General features: G+C 65.8%; 17 protein-coding genes and 1 pseudogene. 10 read left to right on the forward strand and 8 right to left on the reverse strand.

What is annotated here, in order from left to right:
- Positions 1 to 343, forward strand: a pseudogene (locus tag B2V17_RS14615) (hypothetical protein); the annotation flags it as partial.
- Positions 344 to 394: 51 nt separating this feature from the next.
- Here B2V17_RS14615 and B2V17_RS14620 read toward each other — a convergent pair.
- The 4 genes from B2V17_RS14620 to B2V17_RS14635 form a co-directional block, all read right to left on the reverse strand.
- On the reverse strand, positions 395 to 703 hold the full coding sequence (locus B2V17_RS14620; RefSeq protein WP_292998906.1) for a P-II family nitrogen regulator: 309 nt from the start codon (positions 701 to 703) through the stop codon (positions 395 to 397).
- A gap of 11 nt (positions 704 to 714) precedes the next feature.
- Positions 715 to 1,674, reverse strand: a complete 960-nt coding sequence (locus B2V17_RS14625; RefSeq protein WP_292998908.1) for a sodium-dependent bicarbonate transport family permease — start codon at positions 1,672 to 1,674, stop codon at positions 715 to 717.
- 84 nt (positions 1,675 to 1,758) lie between these two features.
- The gene (gene recQ / locus B2V17_RS14630) at positions 1,759 to 3,543 is read right to left on the reverse strand and encodes a DNA helicase RecQ (protein WP_292998910.1); all 1,785 of its coding nucleotides are present in this window, start codon (positions 3,541 to 3,543) and stop codon (positions 1,759 to 1,761) included.
- 19 nt (positions 3,544 to 3,562) lie between these two features.
- A complete protein-coding gene (locus B2V17_RS14635; RefSeq protein WP_292998912.1) occupies positions 3,563 to 4,792 on the reverse strand; it encodes a serine hydrolase domain-containing protein in 1,230 nt (409 codons plus the stop codon).
- Between the two features lie 59 nt (positions 4,793 to 4,851).
- Between B2V17_RS14635 and B2V17_RS14640 the strand changes: the two genes are divergently transcribed.
- Positions 4,852 to 5,844: a DUF4424 family protein gene (locus B2V17_RS14640; RefSeq protein WP_292998914.1), complete on the forward strand. Its 993-nt coding sequence runs from the start codon at positions 4,852 to 4,854 to the stop codon at positions 5,842 to 5,844.
- A gap of 66 nt (positions 5,845 to 5,910) precedes the next feature.
- Here the strand turns inward: B2V17_RS14640 and metH are convergent, their stop codons facing one another.
- Genes metH through B2V17_RS14660 form a run of 4 tightly spaced genes read right to left on the reverse strand, consistent with a single transcriptional unit; the run spans position 5,911 to position 11,517 of the window.
- Entirely contained in the window at positions 5,911 to 8,541 is a 2,631-nt protein-coding gene (metH, locus tag B2V17_RS14645) for a methionine synthase (RefSeq protein ID WP_292998916.1), read from the reverse strand.
- Between the two features lie 5 nt (positions 8,542 to 8,546).
- The gene (locus B2V17_RS14650) at positions 8,547 to 9,593 is read right to left on the reverse strand and encodes a homocysteine S-methyltransferase family protein (protein WP_292998918.1); all 1,047 of its coding nucleotides are present in this window, start codon (positions 9,591 to 9,593) and stop codon (positions 8,547 to 8,549) included.
- On the reverse strand, positions 9,590 to 10,519 hold the full coding sequence (gene metF, locus B2V17_RS14655) for a methylenetetrahydrofolate reductase [NAD(P)H] (protein WP_292998920.1): 930 nt from the start codon (positions 10,517 to 10,519) through the stop codon (positions 9,590 to 9,592). Before metF ends, B2V17_RS14650 begins: the two co-directional genes overlap by 4 nt.
- Complete coding sequence (locus B2V17_RS14660; protein ID WP_292998922.1) at positions 10,516 to 11,517, reverse strand: ArsR/SmtB family transcription factor; 1,002 nt, start codon at positions 11,515 to 11,517, stop codon at positions 10,516 to 10,518. The genes metF and B2V17_RS14660 overlap by 4 nt, the downstream gene beginning before the upstream one ends.
- Positions 11,518 to 11,679: 162 nt before the next feature.
- Between B2V17_RS14660 and B2V17_RS14665 the strand changes: the two genes are divergently transcribed.
- The 8 genes from B2V17_RS14665 (at position 11,680) to B2V17_RS14700 (ending at position 19,716) form a co-directional block, all read left to right on the forward strand.
- A complete protein-coding gene (locus B2V17_RS14665) occupies positions 11,680 to 11,904 on the forward strand; it encodes a hypothetical protein (protein ID WP_292998924.1) in 225 nt (74 codons plus the stop codon).
- Between the two features lie 130 nt (positions 11,905 to 12,034).
- Positions 12,035 to 12,220 carry a hypothetical protein gene (locus B2V17_RS14670; protein ID WP_292998926.1) on the forward strand — a complete coding sequence of 62 codons (186 nt, stop codon included), beginning with the start codon at positions 12,035 to 12,037 and terminating at the stop codon, positions 12,218 to 12,220.
- Between the two features lie 73 nt (positions 12,221 to 12,293).
- Positions 12,294 to 13,202: an SDR family NAD(P)-dependent oxidoreductase gene (locus tag B2V17_RS14675; RefSeq protein ID WP_292998974.1), complete on the forward strand. Its 909-nt coding sequence runs from the start codon at positions 12,294 to 12,296 to the stop codon at positions 13,200 to 13,202.
- A 10-nt stretch (positions 13,203 to 13,212) separates the two neighbouring features.
- Positions 13,213 to 14,376: an acyl-CoA dehydrogenase family protein gene (locus tag B2V17_RS14680; RefSeq protein ID WP_292998928.1), complete on the forward strand. Its 1,164-nt coding sequence runs from the start codon at positions 13,213 to 13,215 to the stop codon at positions 14,374 to 14,376.
- 154 nt (positions 14,377 to 14,530) lie between these two features.
- Entirely contained in the window at positions 14,531 to 15,763 is a 1,233-nt protein-coding gene (locus B2V17_RS14685) for a CoA transferase (protein ID WP_292998930.1), read from the forward strand.
- A 115-nt stretch (positions 15,764 to 15,878) separates the two neighbouring features.
- On the forward strand, positions 15,879 to 17,093 hold the full coding sequence (locus tag B2V17_RS14690) for an acetyl-CoA C-acetyltransferase (RefSeq protein WP_292998932.1): 1,215 nt from the start codon (positions 15,879 to 15,881) through the stop codon (positions 17,091 to 17,093).
- Positions 17,094 to 17,275: 182 nt separating this feature from the next.
- The gene (locus tag B2V17_RS14695; RefSeq protein WP_292998934.1) at positions 17,276 to 18,862 is read left to right on the forward strand and encodes an acyl-CoA dehydrogenase family protein; all 1,587 of its coding nucleotides are present in this window, start codon (positions 17,276 to 17,278) and stop codon (positions 18,860 to 18,862) included.
- Positions 18,859 to 19,716 carry an FAS1-like dehydratase domain-containing protein gene (locus B2V17_RS14700; protein ID WP_292998936.1) on the forward strand — a complete coding sequence of 286 codons (858 nt, stop codon included), beginning with the start codon at positions 18,859 to 18,861 and terminating at the stop codon, positions 19,714 to 19,716. Before B2V17_RS14695 ends, B2V17_RS14700 begins: the two co-directional genes overlap by 4 nt.
- Positions 19,717 to 19,762: the final 46 nt, after the last annotated feature.

A 19,762-nucleotide genomic window follows, 5' to 3' on the forward strand; every position in this document is an offset into this window, starting at 1 on the left:
CTATGCCTACAACATGGGTCCGGTGCTGTTCAAACCGACCCTGACGGTTGCCCCGCAGACCTTTCGCACCACGCGTGAAGGCGCGCTGGCCTATTTCGTCGGCGGCGACGCGGCCTATCCCAGCGACACCGGTTTCGCGCTCAAGGGCTGGCGCCAGTGCAAGAGCGAGAACGCCGGGATCGTGATCACTGGCAACAGCGCGATCTCGATGGGCAATGTCACGATGTGGGATGCCAAGGGCAACTTGACCAAGGTCGACAAGACCTGGGGCTATGTCCGCGATGGTGACGGCAAGCTGCGCATCGTTCTGCACCACTCATCGCTGCCCTACACGGCCAAGTAAGTTCCTTCGCGTCGCACAGTCCCTCTGGCGCGAAACACGCGGCGGGCGGTTTCAGAACCGCTCGCCGCGTACCACTTCCACGTCGTAGACCGCGATCACCAGGCCGTAGCGCTCGATATCGGGGGCCAACCGCTCCAGCAGCGCCGCCACCTTCTGCTTGTTTGACAGCGCCACGAACATCCGTTTGGCCACTGTGCCAAAACCCTCATCGCGCCAGGCCCCGGTTCTCCCCAGGCCGGACTCGACCGGCAGGATCGAATGGTGAACTATTTCAGCAGCAGCTGCCTGCTCGATCAGCCAATCGCACAGCGGGGCATCGATCAGAATGTCGATCCGCTTGCGGGTGTGAGTCGTGATCATCGTGCTTGCTCCTAAGTCAGGACCAGCGGGGCCAGCTGGATCACCAGCGGAATTCCCAGCAGGATGTTGAACGGGAAAGTGACCGCCAGCGACATTGACAGGTAAATCCCCGGGTCGGCATCGGGCAAGGCCAGGCGGACCGCAGCGGGCACCGCAATGTAGGACGCACTGGCCGCCAGCATGGCCAGCGCCGCGCCGGTCCCGGGATCAAGCCCGAGCAGTGCAGCCACGCCCAGCCCGATCGCGCCGTTGACCAGCGGCAGGGCAATCCCCAAGGCTGCCATTCGCCAGTTCAGCGCCCGGCTTTCGCGCAGCCGCCGCATCGCGATCAGCCCCATGTCGAGCAGGAACAGGCAGAGCAGACCGGTGAAGCCGGTGACGAAGACCGGGGCGATCGGCTCAAACCGCGTCTTGCCGATCGCCAGGCCGATCAGGAACGAGCCAAGCAGCAGCACGACCGAGCCGTTGAGCAGCACTTCGCGCAGCAGCTTGCCGCGCTGTCCTCTTGACAGGGTGCCGCTGCCGCGTGCCAGCAAAAGGCCGGTGATGACCGCCGGGGTTTCCATCAGCGCCATGACTGCGACCATGTAGCCGGCCGGCGCAATCCCGCTGCGGGTGAGCGCGTCGGAAGCGGTCACGAAGGTGACGATCGAGACCGAACCATAGTGTGCCGCGACCGCCCCGGCATTCAACCGGTCAAGCCGGGCAAAGCCGCGCAGCAGTGCGAAGGCCATTAGCGGCAACGCGAAGCTCAGCGCCATGCCTGCGGCGGATACCTGCAGCAGTTGCGGGGTGAACCCGGCCTGGGATACCTGGACCCCGCCTTTCAGTCCGATCGCCGCCATCAGGTACAGCGACAGGCTCTTGGCGAGCGGTTCTGGTACCGACAGATCGGATCGCGCCGCCGCAGCAAGTGCGCCGAGCACGAAAAACAGGATGACGGGGGATAGCAGGGTCTCGAAGGCGGGCACGGCAGGTTCCTTGTCCGGTTTCGAGACCGGGCCCAGACCTTATCCGTGCCTGCCTGTCAACACCCGGCTTCCCCAAAGTGCAGGTCAGTGCTGCCGGATCACGGCCAGAAAGGCCTCGCCATAGGCCTCCAGCTTGCGCGCGCCGACACCGCCCAGTTCGCCCAGCGCGGAGAGCGTCGCGGGGCGGCTTGTGGCCATTTCGCGCAGAGTGGAATCGTGGAAGATCACATAGGGCGGCAGTCCGGCTTCGGCGGCCAGATCGCGGCGCAATGCACGCAGGGCCTCGAACAGCGGATCGCCCGCCGGATTGACCCCGCCCGGCCGTTCACGCCGGCTCTTGCGGCTGCGTTCGGCTTTGGGGGCGAGTGCGATCAGCACCGCCGCATCGCCCTTCAGCACGGCCTTGGCATCGCCGCCCAGCGCCAGCCCGCCGTGTTCGGTCGGCACCAGGCTGCCGCGCGCCTGCAAGGCCCTGGCAAGCGGCCGCAGCAGATGCGCCTCCTCGCTCGCTACGATCCCGAACACGCTGAGCTGATCATGCCCGCGCTGGCTGATCCGCTCGTCGCCCGCGCCGGTCAGAACTTTTTCGATATGGCCAAAGCCATAGGTCTGCCCGGTGCGATAGACTGCCGAAAGCAGCTTTTGCGCCAAGGTGGTGGCATCGACTACCCCCGGTGCCTCAAGGCAGTTGTCGCAGTTTCCGCAAGTTTGCGGCGGATCCTCGCCGAAGTGGCGCAGCAGCAGCGCACGGCGGCAGCCGGCGGTCTCGACCAGCTGGGCCATCGCGTCGATCCGCTTGCGCTCGCCCTCGCGGCGGACCTCTTCCACTTCGCCGAGCCGGTGGCGGGCGCGGGCGAAATCTTCCGCCGCCCACAGCAGCAGCGCGACCGAGGCATCGCCGTCGCGCCCGGCGCGGCCGGTTTCCTGGTAATAGCTTTCGATCGACTTAGGCACACCGGCATGGGCAACGAAGCGCACGTCCGGCTTGTCGATCCCCATCCCGAAAGCAACCGTCGCAACCATCACCATGTCTTCCGAGGCGACGAATGCGGCCTGGTTGACGGCGCGGACCTCAGCCGGGAGACCCGCGTGATAGGGCAGCACCTGGCGTCCGGTCGCAGCGCTGAGCTTTTCGGCGAGGTCTTCGGTCTTCTTGCGGGTCGGGGCATAGACGATCCCCGGCCCCGGCTGCTCGGCCATCAGCGCGGTCAGCTGGCGGGTGATCGTGTCGCGGTGGCGGACGATGTAGCGGATGTTGGGCCGGTCGAACCCGGCGACGATCAGGCCTTCCTCGGCAATGCCAAGCTGGGCCAGGATATCGGCGCGGGTCGCGGCGTCGGCGGTGGCGGTCAGCGCCAGCCGCGGCACATCGGGGTGCGCGTCCATCAAAGGGCGGAGCAGGCGGTAGTCGGGGCGGAAATCGTGACCCCATTCCGAGACGCAGTGCGCCTCGTCGATCGCGAACAGGCTGACCGGGGCCTTGGACAGCAGCTCGCGGAAATGGCCCTGACTGGCCCGTTCGGGGGCCACGTAGAGCAGATCGAGCTCGCCCGCGCGGAACGCATCGATCGCCGCTTCGCGGTATTCTTCGCTATCGGCGCTGGTCAGGCTGGCGGCGCGGATCCCGTTGGCCTGGGCGCTGCGCAGCTGATCGTGCATCAGCGCGATCAGCGGGCTGATCACCACGCAGGTTCCCGGCAAGGCGACGGCGGGCAGCTGGTAGGTCAGGCTCTTGCCCGCCCCGGTCGGCATTACTGCCAGCGTGCTCTGCCCGGCCATGACCCGCGCAACGACCTGATCCTGCACCCCGCGAAAGGTTGAGAAGCCGAAGGTGGTGTGAAGCTGATCGAGGAGATCGGGCGCGGTCATTGCCCTCTCGCCTAGCGGGCTATCGCCGGACGGGGAAGGGCGCGGACCGCGTTCTCTCCACAACGGACTCTTCGGCAGCGGTAAAGGCGCTGCGTCCGCTTGGCGCATCGGCAGCAACCGCGCTGGTGAAAAAGGCCAGTCCCTTGCCGGTCTTCGGATCCCACCACAGCCCGGCTTTCAGGCCATAGGCATCGCCGGAATGGCCAATCCGGAGCCGCCCATCGCCGAACAGGTCATCGTGGCAGCCCGGGCCGCCTGCGCCAATCGTGTGGAAGGCCAGGCCATAACCGCAGAAGAAGCCGCTGGCGGTGCCGTCTTCGCCCAAACCGTTGCTGCCGGTAAAGCGCCAGGCCGGGCGGGTCAGTTCGGCCATGCTCTTGCGGCTGAGAAAGCCCGGTGCGCCGCGTGCCAGCACCTGGCCAAGCCGGGCGAGATCGCGCATCGAAATTCTGAGGCCGCCCTGAGGTGAATAGAGCGCGCCATTCTCACCCGGGCGGTAGTCGGTCAGGCGGCAGAGCGACCCCGGCGCGGTGAACACCGGGCAGGCCGGCGGCAGCCCGTGCAGATCGTCGCGCGCCACTTCGCCGCTGGCCCGGTAGAGCACCACCGCGCGTCTGTAGGCCCCGTCCGAACAGCCCGCTCCCCAGTTGAAACAGGCATCGAGTTTCAGCGGCTTCAGCACCAGCCGATGCATCGCCACGTCGAACCGCTCGCCGGTGACCTTTTCGATCACGCTGCCCACCACCGGAAAGTTGAGGTTGGTATAGTGGAACCAGTCCGATCCGGGCGCATGGTTCTGGTCCCAGACCCGCGGATCGGCCAGCCGCTCCTTCAGCGTCGCGCCCAGCGGGATCAGGTAGAGATCGTCGCCATCGATCAGGCTCGACCGGTGCGAAAGCAGCAGGCGCAGGGTGATGACCCGCTCGGGGAAGGCCGGATTGCGGACGGGGTAGCCAAGGTAATCCGACACGTCGCGATCGAGATCGAGCTGGCCCGCCTCGACCAGCCGCATCACCCCCAGCGCGGTGACCAGCTTGGAGATCGAGGCGATCCGGACCGGATCGTCGGCGCTGACCAGCCGTTCGGCCGCCCGGTCGGCAAAGCCTTCGGCCAGAACGGGCGTGATTTTGGCGCGGTCAAATCGCACGGCAACCGAAGCGGGCTTGTAGTCCAGCCGTTCAGCCATAACGCTGGCATTTACCGGCGCGGCCAGGGCTGCCAGTATCAGGAAGAACCGCGTCGATTTCATGCAAGCAGGCTATGGAGCTTTGGCTTAGCTGTCGAGCCGGTATCGGGGAGAATTGCGCAATGCGTCTGGCTACCGTCCTGCTTTTGAGTGCTGCTGTTCTGGCCTTTCCTGCCCATGCCAATGACAGCGAGGCTGCGATCAACCTTGGCGGGATCGAGCTGGTCCAGAACCGCGATGTGTCGATGGATTCCGAAGATCTCTATATCGCCAAGGACGAGGTCCGGGTTCGCTATCGCTATACCAATCATTCGGCCAGGGACCTTGAGCTGACGATCTCCTTCCCGCTGCCGCCAATCAAAGCCGCCGACGAGGAGCTCTATGGTGACCAGGCAGTGCCCGATTTCACCAAGCTGGAATTCCACACCGCGGTCGATGGCAAGCCGGTCAAGTTCCAGGTGATGAAGCGTGCCGAGATCAAGGGCCGCGACGTGACCCAGCGGCTGGCTCAGCTCGGCTGGCCGCTGGAATGGATCACCGGCAGCGGCGATCAGCCGCGCTTCGTCGGCAAACTGACCGCAGCCGAAAAGGCCGCCCGGGTGGCCGATGGCCTGCTCCGCAAGACCGAGAATGGCGATCACTTCCCGACCTGGGATGTGGTCACCCATGTCACCCGCAAGCAGGTATTTCCGGCCGGGCGTACGGTTGAAGTGACGCACCGCTATGCGCCGATGATCGGCGGCTCGGTTGCAGGCAGCCTGCTTCCCGGGGTGCGCGAGGAATTCCCCGGCAACATCAGGCAATACTGCATCGACAAGGCCTTCCTCGCCGCCTTCGACAAGAAGCTCGCCGCCCGCAAGGGCGATGACAGCGTGCCGATGGCCTACAGCGAAACCTGGATCGGCTACGTTCTCTCCTCGGGCCGCAACTGGCGCGGGCCGATCAAGGACTTCCGGCTGGTGGTCGACAAGGGCAAGCCTGAGAACATGGTCAGCTTCTGCATGAACGGGGTGAAAAAGATCAGTCCCACCCAGTTCGAAGTGCGCCGCAAGAATTTCGAGCCCAAGGGCGATCTGGAAGTGCTGATCGTGGAGTGGCCGAGTATTGAGGATTGAGGCAAACGATCGGCAAGATCCTCCCCATTTGTGCCATTCGCCAAAATCGGGGAGGATCTTGCAAGGTCAATCCAGATTGGGCCGCAGCCACCGCTCCGCCACGCTCAGTTCGATCCCGCGCCTTTTGGCATAGTCTTCCACCTGATCGCGGCCGATCCGCGCGACTCCGAAGTACGAGCTTTCGGGGTGGGCGAAGTAGAAGCCGCTTACCGCCGCGGTCGGCAGCATGGCCTGGCTTTCGGTCAGTGTGATCCCGGTCTTCTCGGTCGCGCCGAGCAGGTCGAACAGGATCGGCTTGAGCGAGTGGTCGGGGCAGGCCGGATAGCCGGGGGCGGGGCGGATGCCGCGATATTGTTCGCGGATCAGCGCCTCGTTGGTCAGCTGCTCGCCCGGGGCATAGCCCCACAACGTGGTCCGCACGTGCTGATGCAGCCGCTCGGCAAAGGCTTCGGCGAAGCGATCGGCCAAGGCCTTCAGCAGGATATCCGAATAGTCGTCGTGCGCGGCCTGGAACCGCGCCAGGTGCGGCTCGATCCCGTGGATGCCTACCGCGAAGCCGCCGATCCAGTCGCCATCGGGGTCGATGAAATCGGCCAGACAATAGTTCGCCCGGTCGCGGCTCTTGCGGATCTGCTGGCGCAGGAAGGGCAGGCGGACCTGGCGCTCCTCTTCGGTCAGATAGACCATCACGTCGTCCTCTTCGCGGGCGCAGGGCCAGAAGCCCGCCACACCGCGCGCGGTCAGCCACTTTTCGCTGACGATCTTGTCGAGCATCGCCAGGGCATCGGCATGGAGCGAGCGGGCGCTTTCGCCGACCACTTCATCGGACAGGATCGCCGGATAGGTCCCGGCCAGTTCCCAGGCGCGGAAGAACGGGGTCCAGTCGAACACCGCGACCAGATCGGCCAGGTCCCAGTCCTCGAACACGTGCAGGCCGGGCTGCTCGGGCGGCGGAGCCTTCTCGCTGAGGTCGGCCTTGAACATGTTGGCGCGGGCATCGGCCAGGCTGAGCAGGACCGAGGCGTCCTTGCCCGAGCGGACATCGCGGACATGCTGGTATTCGTCGGCCGTGGCCTTGATGAAAGGCTCGGCCTGGGTATCGGACAGCAGCTGGCTGGCCACCCCGACCGCGCGGCTGGCATCGAGAACGTGAATCACCGGCCCGTCATAGGCCGGGTCGATCTTCAGCGCGGTGTGGACCTTGCTGGTGGTCGCCCCGCCGATCAGCAGCGGAATGGTGAACCCGGCGCGCTGCATTTCCTCGGCGACGGTGACCATCTCGTCTAGGCTCGGGGTGATCAGGCCGGATAGCCCGATCATGTCGGCCTTCTCGGTCCTGGCGGTGTCGAGAATCTTGGACCAGGGCACCATCACGCCAAGATCGATCACTTCGTAGCCATTGCACTGCAGCACGACCCCGACGATGTTCTTGCCGATATCGTGGACGTCGCCCTTCACGGTCGCCATCACGATCTTGCCCTTGGGCTTGGAGGCTGCGGTCTTCTCCGCCTCGATGAACGGGATCAGGTGAGCGACCGCCTTCTTCATCACGCGGGCCGATTTGACCACCTGCGGCAGGAACATTTTCCCAGCCCCGAACAGGTCGCCAACGGTGTTCATGCCATCCATCAGCGGGCCTTCGATCACCTCGATCGGGCGGCCGCCGCGGGCGAAGATTTCCTGCCGGGCCAGCTCGGTGTCATCGACGATGTGGGCGTCGATCCCCTTGACCAGGGCATGTTCGATCCGCCGCACGACCTCCCAGCCGCGCCATTCCTCGGCCTCCTTTTCGGCCTTGGCATCGGTCCCGCGAAAGCTTTCGGCCATCGCGATCAGGCGTTCGGTTGCGCTTTTTGTCTGGTCCCCACCCACCCCGCGGGCCAGGATCACGTCCTCGCAGGCTTCGCGCAGCGCAGGGTCGATCGTATCGTAGATGTCGATCTGGCCGGCGTTGACGATCGCCATATCCAGCCCGGCGCGGATCGCGTGGTACAGGAACACGCTGTGCATCGCCCGGCGGACCGGCTCGTTGCCGCGGAAGCTGAACGACAGGTTGGACAGCCCGCCGGAAGTATGAACATGCGGGCAGCGCTGCTTGATTTCGGCCACCGCCTCGATGAAGTCGAGCGCGTAGCGATCATGCTCTTCCATACCGGTCGCAACCGCGAAGATGTTCGGGTCGAATATGATGTCTTCGGCCGGGAAGCCGATCCCGGTCAGCAGCTTGTAAGCGCGTTCGCAGATCTCGACCTTGCGCTCCTTCGTGTCGGCCTGGCCCTTCTCGTCGAAAGCCATGACCACCACTGCCGCACCATAGGCCATGCATTTGCGGGCGTGTTCGAGGAACTGCTCCTCGCCTTCCTTCATCGAGATCGAGTTGACCACCGGCTTGCCCGAAACGCATTTCAGCCCGGCCTCGATCACTTCCCACTTCGAGCTGTCGATCATCACCGGCACGCGGGCGATGTCGGGCTCGGCGGCGATCAGCTTGAGGAAGGTGGTCATCGCATCGACCGCGTCGAGCAGACCCTCGTCCATGTTTACGTCGATGATCTGCGCGCCGTTCTCGACCTGTTGGCGTGCGACCTCGACCGCCTTGGGATAGTCGCCGGCGAGGATCAGTTTCTTGAACGCGGCCGAGCCGGTGACGTTGGTGCGTTCGCCGATGTTGACGAAGGAGGCTACTTGCTGGGTCATGGTAATCAGGCCGCCATTACGAAGGGTTCGAGCCCGGCCAGGCGAGTGACTGGTGGGGGTGTGGGCAGGGCGCGCGGGGGCAGGGCCTGGGCTGAGCGGGCGATCGCCGCGATATGCTCTGGGGTCGATCCGCAGCAGCCGCCCAGCACGTTGACCTGCCCCGCCTCGGCCCATTCGCGGACCAGCGCGGCGGTGGTTTCGGGCTGCTCGTCATACTGCCCCAGCTCGTTGGGCAGGCCGGCATTCGGATAGACCATGATCAGCGTGTCGGCGATTCCGCTCAGCGCGCGGACGTGCGGGCGCAGCTGGGTCGCGCCGAAGCTGCAGTTGAGGCCAATCGTGACCGGGCGGGCGTGGCGCACCGCGTACCAGAAGGCCTCGACCGTATGGCCCGACAGGTTGCGACCGGACAGGTCGGTCAGCGTCATCGACAGCATCAGCGGCACCTCGCGGCCCAGCTCGGCCTCGAGCTGCTTGACCGCCATGATCCCGGCCTTGGCGTTGAGCGTATCGAACACCGTCTCGATCAGGATGAAGTCGGCGCCGCCTTCGACCAGCGCGCGGGCCTGTTCCAGATAGACGTCGACCAGGAAGTCCCAGTCGATCTCGCGGAAGCCGGGATCGTTGACATCGGGGCTGAGCGACAGGGTCTTGTTGGTCGGCCCGATCGCGCCGGCGACAAAGCGGGGGCGGCCGTCGCGGGCGGTGAACTCGTCGGCAACGCGGCGGGCCAGCTGCGCGCTGGCCAGGTTGATTTCGCGGACCAGATGTTCGGCGCCGTAATCGGCCTGGCTGATCCGGTTGGCCGAAAAGGTGTTGGTTTCGGCGATATCGGCCCCGGCTTCGAAATAGGCGCGGTGGATCGATTCGGGCACTTCGGGCTTGGTCAGCGCCAGGATGTCGTTGTTGCCCTTCTGGTCCTTGCTCAGGCCCAGGCTGCCGGCATAGTCGGCCTCGGACAGCTTCCAGCGCTGGATTTCGGTTCCGAAGGCGCCGTCAACGATCAGGATGCGCTTGGCCGCTTCGGCCAGCAGGGTTTCACGCGGGCTCATGCTTGGGCTTCCTTGGGACGCAGGCCGAGCAGGTGGCAGATCGCATAGCTCAGCTCGGCGCGGTTGAGGGTGTAGAAATGGAAATCACGCACGCCCCCGGCATAGAGCCGGCGGCAGAATTCGGCGCAGACTGTGGCGGCGACCAGCTGGCGGCTGGCAGGACGGGCGTCGAGTCCTTCGAACAGGCCGTCCATCCAGCCCGGAATACTCGCCCCGCAGGCCCGGGCGAACTTGCGGGCCTGGGCGACATTGGTGACAGGGAGGATCCCCGGGTAGACCGGGGCATCAATCCCGGCTGCCACCAATCGATCACGGAACCGGAAGAATACCTCCGGCTCGAAGAAGAACTGCGTTATCGCGCTTGAGGCACCGGCATCGAATTTGCGCTTCAGGTTGTCGATATCGGCAGCGGCACTGGCCGAATCCGGGTGTGCTTCGGGATAGGCAGCGACCGAAATTTCAAACGGAGCGATTGCTTTGAGCCCGGCGACCAGCTCGGCGGCATTGGCATAGCCTTGGGGATGCGGCGTGAAGGGTACACCCGGTGCACCCATGTCGCCGCGCAGCGCGACGATATGCCGCACTCCCGCCTGCCAATAGGCCTCTGCCACGGCGCGTATCTCATCCCTGCTGGAATCGACACAGGTCAGGTGCGCGGCAGCGGGAAGGTGTGCCTCGGCGATGATCCGCGAGACTGTGGCATGCGTCCGGTCACGGGTCGATCCGCCAGCACCATAGGTGACCGAAACGAAGCGCGGCTCAAGCGGGGCCAGGGTCTGGACCACCTTCCACAGCTGCTCGCGCAGCTCGTCGGTAGCGGGCGGAAAGAATTCGAACGACACCCCGATATCGCCGGGAAGCCCGGCAAACAGCGGCGTATCAAGCGCGGTGCGCGCCTCACGCAGGGCATCGAAACTGGGGGTCATTTGTCGGCAGCCTTGGCTTGAGTGGGGGCGTTGCGCTTGGCGGGAGGGCGGTCCGTGCGCGATCCGGTCCAGATTTTGACCGTTAGCGGCTTGCCGGGCAAGGCGAGCGGCGGCGCAGCGCGGAAACCGGCTTCGGCCAGCAGGCCAAGCATCTGTTCGTCGGAAAAGCCAAGGCGGGCATGGGCGTGCTGGCTGCGCAGTTCCTCGCGGTCGTGCGCCGCGAAATCGACGATCGCGATGGTCCCGCCGGGGCGGCAGACCCGGGCCGCTTCGCTCAGCGCCGGGGCCGGTTCCTGCGCATAGTGCAGCACCTGGTGGAACACCACGGTGTCAAAGCTTTGCGCAGCGAATGGCAGCGCGGTGAAATCACCCTGGACCAGATCGAGCCGGTCGGCTGGCAGGTCCTGCAAGCGGGTCCGGGCCAGGCGGAGCATTTCGGGGCTCTTGTCGAGCCCGGTCACCCGCGCGGCGCGGGGGCTGAGCAGTTCGGCGATCCGTCCGGTGCCGGTGCCGACATCGAGCAGCGCGCCAAGCCTGTCTCCACCGAGCGCCTCAAGCAGTGCGGCCTCAACCGGGCCGTCGGGCGAATGCAGCCCGCGCAGTTCGTCCCATTCGGCAGCATAGCGCGCGAAATAGGCCTGGGCAGCGCTCTCGCGCGCCGCACGGATCGCGGCGAGGTGGCGGCGGTCTTCGGCGCAGCGTGCGGCAAATTGGGCATCGTCCTGTTCGGCCGTGGCAAGCAGGCGGGCGGCGGCAGCGCCGAGGGGCGGCGCGCGGTCTTCCCCGATCGCGCTGCGCAGGAACACCCAGGCGCCTTCCTTGCGCCGTTCGGCAAGGCCGGCATCGCACAGGATCCGGATATGGCGCGATACGCGCGGCTGGCTTTGCCCCAGCACCAGCGCCAGTTCACCCACCGCCAGCTCCATCGCTGCCAGCAGGCGCATGATCCTGAGCCGCGTCGGGTCGGCCAGGGCGCGAAGGGTGGGTTCGATCCGCATTTGGACATCATATAAAGAAATCTTTATATCCGATCAACAGGCGATCGTGGAAATCGCGTTTTGCGCGATTTTGCGGGCTTGGCAGGCGATTCCGCTGGGGCTAGACTCGCGGGATTGCGGCAATGGTGCCGCTGGGCCGCACAGTCTTGAAAGGTCGTTTCCATGAAGAAGTTTGTTGCCCTGGCTTTCGCTACCACTGCGGCGCTCGCGCTGGCCGCCTGCGGTCAGTCGGAAACGGCCAAGGAAGATGCCCAGGCTGACAATGTCGAAATGCCCGCCGAAGAAGCGGTCGGCGATGTCGCGGCGACCCCGGTGGCCGATGCCTCGGCCGCAGCCGGCGCAGAAGCGGCGACCAGCAGCGCCGCTGCTGAACCCGCCAAGCAGTAAGCGCAGTTCAGCGCATAGATGGGCGGGCGAACAGCTGGGGCTGTTCGCCCGCTATTTGAATGCTCCGCTTCGGCTCTGCCTCGGCGACCGCAGCGCTTTTCCTTTGCGCAGGCGGCGCTATGGTGAGGCCATGCGCTGGATCATACCCCTTTCGCTGGCCCTGGCCCTTGCCGCCTGCGGCGATGACAACCGTCAGGCCGGCGGCGTGACCAAGAGCGAGGCCGAGGCGCTCGACGATGCCGCCGAAATGGTCGAGCAGTCGCGCCCGCCGCTCGAATCCCCTGCGCCGCAGCCGAGTGCTGAGCCGAGCGGTTGATTTTGCCGCTTGGCCCCGTAATGGAGCTTAAGCGATCGATTAAACTGGCGGAGGATTCGCGGAAACCATGGGCATGCTCGAAGGCAAGGTGGTCGCCGTAACCGGCGCCGGGCGCGGGGTCGGACGGGAAATCGCGCTGCTCTGCGCCAAGCACGGCGCGGCGGTGGTGGTCAACGATCCGGGTGTCGGCGGCGGGGGTGAAGGCGGCGATGCCGGTCCGGCCCAGGAAACCGCGAACGATATCCTGGCAGCAGGCGGCAAGGCGCACGCCAACCTGGCCTCGGTCGCCGACCCGGTCGGCGCGACCAGCATTGTCGAGGACGCAGTCCAGCGGTTCGGCCGGATCGATGCGGTGGTCAACAACGCCGGGATCCTGCGCGATGCGATCTGGCACAAGATGAGTTTCGAAGACTGGCGCGCAGTGATCGACGTGCACCTCAACGGTGCTTTCCTGGTTTCCAAAGCGGCCACGCCCTATTTCCGCGAGCAGCAGAGCGGCAGCTTCATCCACTTCACCAGCACCAGCGGGCTGATCGGCAATATCGGACAGGCCAACTACAGCGCCGCCAAGCTGGGCATTGTCGGCTTGTCGCAGTCGATCGCGCTCGACATGGCCCGCGCCGGGGTGCGCTCGAACTGCATCGCACCCTTCGCCTGGAGCCGGATGACCGCCTCGATCCCTGCGGAGACGCCCGAGCAGAAGGAACGGGTCGAGCGGCTCAAGACGATGAGCGCCGACAAGATCGCGCCCTTGGTGGTCTATCTCGCCTCCGATGCGAGTCAGGACGTGACCAACCAGATCTTCTCGGTCCGCAAGAACGAGATCACGCTCTACAACAAACCGCGACCGATCCGTTCGATGGCCAAGCTGGAAGGCTGGACCCCCGAGGCGATCGCTGCCGAGCTGATCCCCAGCTTCAAGCCCAGCATGGCCCGCGGCGACGAGGTTTCTGCGCACGTCTTCCCCTACGATCCGATCTGAGGCGAACCCAATGGACCAGGATATCTTCGATCAGTTCATCGAACAGCTGCGCCGCTATGTCCGTGAGCGGCTGATCCCGGCCGAAGAGCAGGTCATCGCCGAGGACCGCATCCCCGACGATATCCTGACCGAAATGCGCGAGATGGGCCTGTTTGGCATCACCATCCCTGAAGAGTTTGGCGGCGCGGGGATGAATATCAGCCAGTATATCGAAACGGTGAAGCAGCTGAGCTATGCCTCGCCGGCCTACCGCTCGACCGTGTCGATCAACATCGGGATGACCGGCAGTGCGATCAAGAATTTCGGCACGCCAGAGCAGAAAGCCGAATGGTTGCCGCGCATCGCCAGCGGCGAGATTGCCTGCTTCGGCCTGACCGAGCCCGGCTCCGGATCGGACAGCGCGGCGATGCAGACGACTGCTGTCAGGGATGGCAACGGCTACAAGCTCAACGGCACCAAGCGTTACATCACCAACAGTCCGCATGCCCGCATTGGCCTGATCATGGCGCGCACCAACAAGGAAGCGCTGCCCAAGAACGCCCACGTCTCGGCCTTCATCGTCGACATGACCACGCCGGGAATCACCATCGGCAAGCCCGACAAGAAGATGGGCCAGTCCGGCGCGCATATCGCCGATGTGATCATGGAAGACGTGGTCATTCCCGGCTCGGCGCTGGTCGGCGGTGAGGAAGGGCGCGGTTTCCAGATCGCGATGCAGAGCCTCGACAACGGGCGGCTGTCGGTTGCGGGGATGAGCGTGGGCATGGGCCGCCGCGCGCTCGATACCGCGATCCGCTATGCCACCGAACGCAAGGCCTTTGGTGAACCGATTGCCAATTTCCAGCTGATCCAGGCCATGCTGGCGGACAGCGAGGCCGAGCTTTACGCCGCCGAATGCATGGTCGCCGATGCCTGCGCGCGCGCCGACCGGGGCGAAAACGTGATGCGCAAGGCCGCCGCGGCCAAGCTGTTCGCCAGCGAAACCTGCGGGCGCGTGGTCGATCGCTGCGTTCAGGTGTTCGGCGGGGCCGGCTATCTGGCCGAATACCCGGCGGAACGCTTCTTCCGCGATGCCCGGATCCTGCGAATCTACGAAGGCACCAGCCAGATCATGCAGTTGCAGATCGCCAAGCACCTGCTGCGCGAATTTGCGGCCGAAGGAGCAGTGTGGTGATCCTCCCCGGCACGGGGAGGGGGACCGCCGCCGCAGGCGGGGGTGGAGGGGTACGCGCGAGTGATCCTGACCTGCCCGGCACCCTCGGGATCACCTGCCCGTACCCCTCCACCATGCTTCGCATGGTCCCCCTCCCCATGCTGGGGAGGAACTGATGTACGATCTCCTCTCCGGCCTCAAAATCGTCGAGGTTTCCAGCTTCGTCGCCTCGCCCACCGCCGGGCTTTACTGCGCGCAGATGGGTGCAGAGGTGGTGCGGATCGATCACAAGGCCGGCGGGCTCGACTACGATCGCTACATGATGACGGCTGAGGGCCGCTCGCTATCGTGGGAGAACCTAAACCGCGCCAAGAAGAGCCTCGCGCTTGATCTGAACAGCGGTGAAGGACGCGAGCTGGCGGCGGACATGGTCCGCAAGACCGGGCAGATGATCACCAACCTGCCGGTCAGCAGTTTCCTCAGCCACGAGAAGCTGGCCGAAGGCCGCGAAGACCTGGTTTCGGTGCGGATCATGGGCTGGCACGATGGTCGTCAGGCAATGGACTTCACCGTCAACGCTGCCTCGGGCTATCCGCTGATGACCGGACCGGAAGACTGGGACCCGGCGACCGCGCCGCCGGTCAACCAGGTGCTGCCAGCGTGGGATTTCATCACCGGGGCCTACTGCGCTTTCGCACTGCTGGCCGGGCTGCGCCACCGCGATGCGACGGGCAAGGGTGCGGAAATGCGCGTGCCTTTGGGCGATGTCGCGATCGGGACCATGTTCAACGCCGGTGCAGGGGCGGAAATGCTCTATCGCGGGGCCGACCGCGAGCGGCTCGGCAATGCCATCTGGGGTGCCTTCGGGCGCGATTTCCTGAGCAAGGACGGCAAGCGCTTCATGGTCGCCGCGCTGACGCCAAAGCAATGGAAGGCGACGGTCGAGGCCTTTGGTCTCGCAGCCGAAGTCGCTGCGCTCGAAACCGAACTCGGCGTCGATTTTGCCGCCAGCGACCATGCCCGCTTCGTCAATCGCCACCGCCTGTTCGCGCTGTTCCAGCAGGCCGCGGACCGGTTCGACTATGCCGATCTGGCCGAACGGCTGGGCAAGGCCGGGGCCACTTTCGAACGCTATCGCACCATGTTCGAAGCCGCGCAGGACCCGGAGCTTGTCATGAACAATCCGCTGTTCGGCCCTTCCCCCGCCAATCCCAGTGGTTTCGCTTATCCCGCCACCCGCTCCTTCGCCAACCTGCCGAGCGAGGTGGTCGGCGACCCCAAGCCGGCGCCATACCTGGGCGAGCACAGCGAAGAGGTGCTGGCCGAACGGCTCGGCCTCTCCTCGGGCGAGATCGCCAGGCTGATCGATCGCGGGATTGTTGCGACATCGGATAAAGACAAGAAATGACCCACACACAAAGCCCGCTCAGCCTGAGCCTGTCGAATGCCGCACACAGCGCTTGCCCATTGCGGGGCCTTCGACAGGCTCAGGCTGAGCGGGATATTGAGGTTAGGAAATCAGCATGACCCAGCTTCGCCGCGCCGCCATTGTCGCTCCGATCCGCACTGCCGTCGGCAAGTTCGGCGGAGCGCTGTCTTCGCTGACCGCCGGTCAGCTGGGTGCGACGATCCTGAAGGCGCTCATGGAGCGCACAAAGATCGATCCCGGCCGCGTCGACGACGTGGTGTTCAGCCAGGGCTATGGCAATGGCGAGGCACCGTGCATCGGCCACTGGTCGTGGCTGCTGGCCGGCCTGCCCGAACATGTTCCCGGCTATCAGCTGGATCGCCGCTGCGGATCGGGGCTGCAAGCCATCGTCAACGCGGCGATGATGGTCCAGACCGGGCACAGCGACGTGGTGGTCGCGGGCGGCTGCGAAAGCATGTCCAACGTCGAGCATTACAGCACCGATGTGCGCAAGGGCGTGCGCGCTGGCAACCTGACGCTGCACGACCGGCTGACCCGCGGCCGGGTGATGAGCCAGCCGATCGAACGTTACGGCGTAATTTCGGGCATGATCGAAACCGCCGAGAACCTGGCCAAGGACTGGAACATCAGCCGCGAAGCCTGCGATGCTTATGCCGCGCGCAGCCACCAGCGCGCCGCCGCAGCCTGGGCCGAGGGCAAGTTCGCCGACGAGCTCGTCCCGGTCGAGATCCCGCAGAAGAAGGGCGAGTCCGTAATCTTCGCGCACGACGAAGGCTACCGCGCCGATGCCACCGCCGAATCGCTCGGCAAGCTGCGCGCGCTGGAAAACGGCGTGGTTACCGCCGGCAACGCCAGCCAGCAGAACGACGCCGCCGCCGCTTGCCTGGTGGTGGCCGAGGACAAGCTTGAAGAGCTGGGGCTGGAACCGATCGCGTGGTTCCACTCGTGGGCGGCGGCGGGCTGCGATCCCAGCCGGATGGGCTTTGGCCCGGTGCCGGCGACCGAGCGGCTGTTTGCCCGCAATGGCCTGTCGTGGAACGACATTGGCCTGATCGAGCTCAACGAGGCTTTCGCGCCGCAAGTCCTCGCCTGCCTCAAGGGCTGGGGCTGGTCGGACGATGACAGCCGCCACCACATGCTCAACGTCAACGGCTCGGGCATTTCACTGGGTCATCCGATCGGTGCCACCGGAGGCCGGATCCTGGCCAACCTGACCCGCGAGATGCAGCGCCGCGACGTGAAATACGGGCTGGAGACGATGTGCATCGGTGGCGGGCAGGGGATCGCCGCGGTGTTTGAAAAGGCATGAGGCCACGGGGCCGGTTTTCCTACTCCGCGGGACTATGCCACAGTCGCGCAATGGCCCGCTGCCCCGACCGTCCCTGCCGCCCGCCACGATCACGCAAGGTGACCAGCGGTGACAGTGGGTGTCACAGGGTGACACAGGGTGACACAGGGTGACGCACAGTGAGCGAAGGTGATTTCAACTCCATGGACCCTGTCATGAATGTGAACTTCCAGCTCGATGCGGCACGAACCTATCGCGATGCGGCGCGGGCTGCGGCCGGACGAATCGACCCGGCCAACCAGCGCGCGCACCACGGCTTTGCCTGGATCGCAACCAGCGTCGCCGCGCTCGAGGCGGTGGTCGGCTGGCTCGAATCAAACGGCGGCGGAACCGCGCTTGACCGGCAGGTGGCGGTGCTGGCCTTCGCCGAAACGCTGGGGCAACTGGTCGGCGGGTTGCCGATGGGCCAGAACGAGCTGCTCCGTCCGGCCGACCTTGGCCTGGGCCAGAGCGCCCGCGACCTGGCCCAGGCCTGCGCGGAGCTGGTCGAAGCCGATCACGCCGAAGTCCGCGATGCGGTGGCCGCGGCGCTGGCCGAAGGGCAGTGGCCAAGCGAAGGCCTGAACGATGCCGAGCTCGACACGATCCGCGACCAGTTCCGCCGCTTCACCGATGCCGAAATCCTCCCGCACGCGCACAAGTGGCACCTCGCCAACGACCTGATCCCCGATTCCACCGTCCAGGCCATGGCCGATCTCGGCACCTTCGGCGCCACGATCCCGGAGGAGTTCGGCGGGCTGGGCCTGAGCAAACTGGTGATGTGCCTGATCACCGAGGAACTGTCGCGCGGGTGGATCGGGGCGGGCTCGCTCGGCACCCGCAGCGAGATTGCCGGCGAACTGATCGCGATGGGCGGCACGCCGGAGCAGCAGGCCCATTGGCTCCCCCGGATCGCCAGCGGAGAGATCCTGCCCACAGCCGTCTTCACCGAGCCCGACACCGGCTCCGACCTCGGCTCGCTGCAAACCCGCGCGCGGCTGGTGGACGGCGAATGGGTGATCGACGGGGCCAAGACCTGGATTACCCACGCCAGCCGCTCTGACCTGATGACATTGCTGTGCCGCACACTGCCTGACGCCAAGGGCTATGCCGGCCTCTCCATGTTGCTGGTCCCCAAACCGCGCGGGGCCGATGGCGATCCGTTCCCGGCCGAAGGGATGAGCGGGAGCGAGATCGAGGTGCTCGGCTATCGCGGAATGCGCGAATATGCGCTGCAGTTCGATGGCATGCGCGCGCCCGGCGATGCGCTGCTCGGCGGCGAACAGGGGCAGGGCTTCAAGCAGCTGATGCGGACCTTCGAGGCCGCCCGGATCCAGACCGCCGCTCGCGCGGTCGGCGTCGCCAGGCGCGCGCTGGAACTGGGGCTTGGCTATGCGCTGAGCCGCAAGCAGTTCGGCAGGGCGATCGTCCAGTTCCCGCGCGTGGCCGACAAGCTGGCGATGAGCCTCGCCGATTTCGTCGCCTCGCGCGAGCTGACCTATGCCGCCGCCCGCGCCAAGGACACCGGCAAGCGCTGTGATATCGAAGCCGGCATGGCCAAGCTGCTCGCCGCCCGCGCGGCCTGGTCCAATGCCGATGCGGCGCTGCAGATCCATGGCGGCAACGGCTATGCGATGGAGTACGAGATCAGCCGCGTGCTGTGCGACGCGCGGATCCTCAACATCTTCGAAGGCGCAGCGGAAATACAGGCCCAGGTGATCGCGCGCGGCCTGCTGGAAGGCCGCAATTGAGCGGCCCCTGGCAGGCCTGGATCGGGCGTGAGGAGCGCCGCGAGGACCGGGTCGATCCCGGTCACTTCGCCCGCTGGTGCGCTACGCTCGATCGCATCGCACCGGCTGACGGCACGGTGCCGCAAGGCTTTCACTGGTGCCTGTGCCTGCCCGATGCCCCCACCGCCGCGCTTGGGCCGGATGGGCATCCTCTACGCGATGACGGCCCGGCCAGCTTTCTGCCGCCCTTGCCAGAGCTGCCACGGCGAATGTGGGCGTCGAGCAAGCTCGCTTTCCATCAGCCCCTGCGGGTTGGCGAAGCTGTCAGCCGCCGCTCACGGGTGCTGTCGATCACCGCCAAAAGCGGCGGCAGCGGAGAGCTGGTGTTCGTCGAGATCGAGCATGAGACCGAAGGTGAGCGGGGCCTGGCGGTGCGGGAACAGCAGACCCTGGTTTATCGCGCCCCGCCAGGGCCGGGCACGCCGCCCAGTCCGCCTGCCCTGGGTGACGGCGCATTCGATCCGGGCGTTTGCCGGGCGCACCGCGCGCTGGTCCCCAGCGAGACCTTGCTGTTTCGCTATTCGGCGCTGACTTTCAACAGCCACCGGATCCATTACGATCTGCCCTATGCTGCAGGCGCAGAGAACTATCGCGGGCTGGTGGTGCATGGCCCGCTGACCGCTAGTCTACTGCTCGATCTGGCGCAGCGCGAGCTGGGCGATAATGCGCTCAAATCGTTTGCTTTTCGCGGCGTGTCTCCGGCGATCTGCGGAGAAATGCTGCACCTGATGCTGCGCAGCAAAGATGCAGCATTCGAGCTTGGGGCGTTTGCGGCAGACGGCCGTCAGGTGATGAGCGCCTCGGCATCTGTTTGACGCTCGCAAAGGCGCAAAGGCGCAAAGAGGTTTCGTCCGCGGCGAA

This window comes from Novosphingobium sp. UBA6272 (assembly GCF_002440635.1).
In the GTDB taxonomy this organism is placed as follows: Bacteria; Pseudomonadota; Alphaproteobacteria; order Sphingomonadales; family Sphingomonadaceae; genus Novosphingobium.

What these genes read in the sequence shown, in the direction of transcription:
- B2V17_RS14620 (WP_292998906.1), bottom strand. Translation starts at nt 703, where the DNA reads ATGATCACGACTCACACCCGCAAGCGGATCGACATTCTGATCGATGCC.
- recQ (WP_292998910.1), bottom strand. Translation starts at nt 3,543, where the DNA reads ATGACCGCGCCCGATCTCCTCGATCAGCTTCACACCACCTTCGGCTTC.
- B2V17_RS14635 (WP_292998912.1), bottom strand. Translation starts at nt 4,792, where the DNA reads ATGAAATCGACGCGGTTCTTCCTGATACTGGCAGCCCTGGCCGCGCCG.
- B2V17_RS14640 (WP_292998914.1), top strand. Translation starts at nt 4,852, where the DNA reads ATGCGTCTGGCTACCGTCCTGCTTTTGAGTGCTGCTGTTCTGGCCTTT.
- metH (WP_292998916.1), bottom strand. Translation starts at nt 8,541, where the DNA reads ATGACCCAGCAAGTAGCCTCCTTCGTCAACATCGGCGAACGCACCAAC.
- B2V17_RS14650 (WP_292998918.1), bottom strand. Translation starts at nt 9,593, where the DNA reads ATGAGCCCGCGTGAAACCCTGCTGGCCGAAGCGGCCAAGCGCATCCTG.
- metF (WP_292998920.1), bottom strand. Translation starts at nt 10,519, where the DNA reads ATGACCCCCAGTTTCGATGCCCTGCGTGAGGCGCGCACCGCGCTTGAT.
- B2V17_RS14660 (WP_292998922.1), bottom strand. Translation starts at nt 11,517, where the DNA reads ATGCGGATCGAACCCACCCTTCGCGCCCTGGCCGACCCGACGCGGCTC.
- B2V17_RS14665 (WP_292998924.1), top strand. Translation starts at nt 11,680, where the DNA reads ATGAAGAAGTTTGTTGCCCTGGCTTTCGCTACCACTGCGGCGCTCGCG.
- B2V17_RS14670 (WP_292998926.1), top strand. Translation starts at nt 12,035, where the DNA reads ATGCGCTGGATCATACCCCTTTCGCTGGCCCTGGCCCTTGCCGCCTGC.
- B2V17_RS14675 (WP_292998974.1), top strand. Translation starts at nt 12,294, where the DNA reads ATGCTCGAAGGCAAGGTGGTCGCCGTAACCGGCGCCGGGCGCGGGGTC.
- B2V17_RS14680 (WP_292998928.1), top strand. Translation starts at nt 13,213, where the DNA reads ATGGACCAGGATATCTTCGATCAGTTCATCGAACAGCTGCGCCGCTAT.
- B2V17_RS14685 (WP_292998930.1), top strand. Translation starts at nt 14,531, where the DNA reads ATGTACGATCTCCTCTCCGGCCTCAAAATCGTCGAGGTTTCCAGCTTC.
- B2V17_RS14690 (WP_292998932.1), top strand. Translation starts at nt 15,879, where the DNA reads ATGACCCAGCTTCGCCGCGCCGCCATTGTCGCTCCGATCCGCACTGCC.
- B2V17_RS14695 (WP_292998934.1), top strand. Translation starts at nt 17,276, where the DNA reads ATGGACCCTGTCATGAATGTGAACTTCCAGCTCGATGCGGCACGAACC.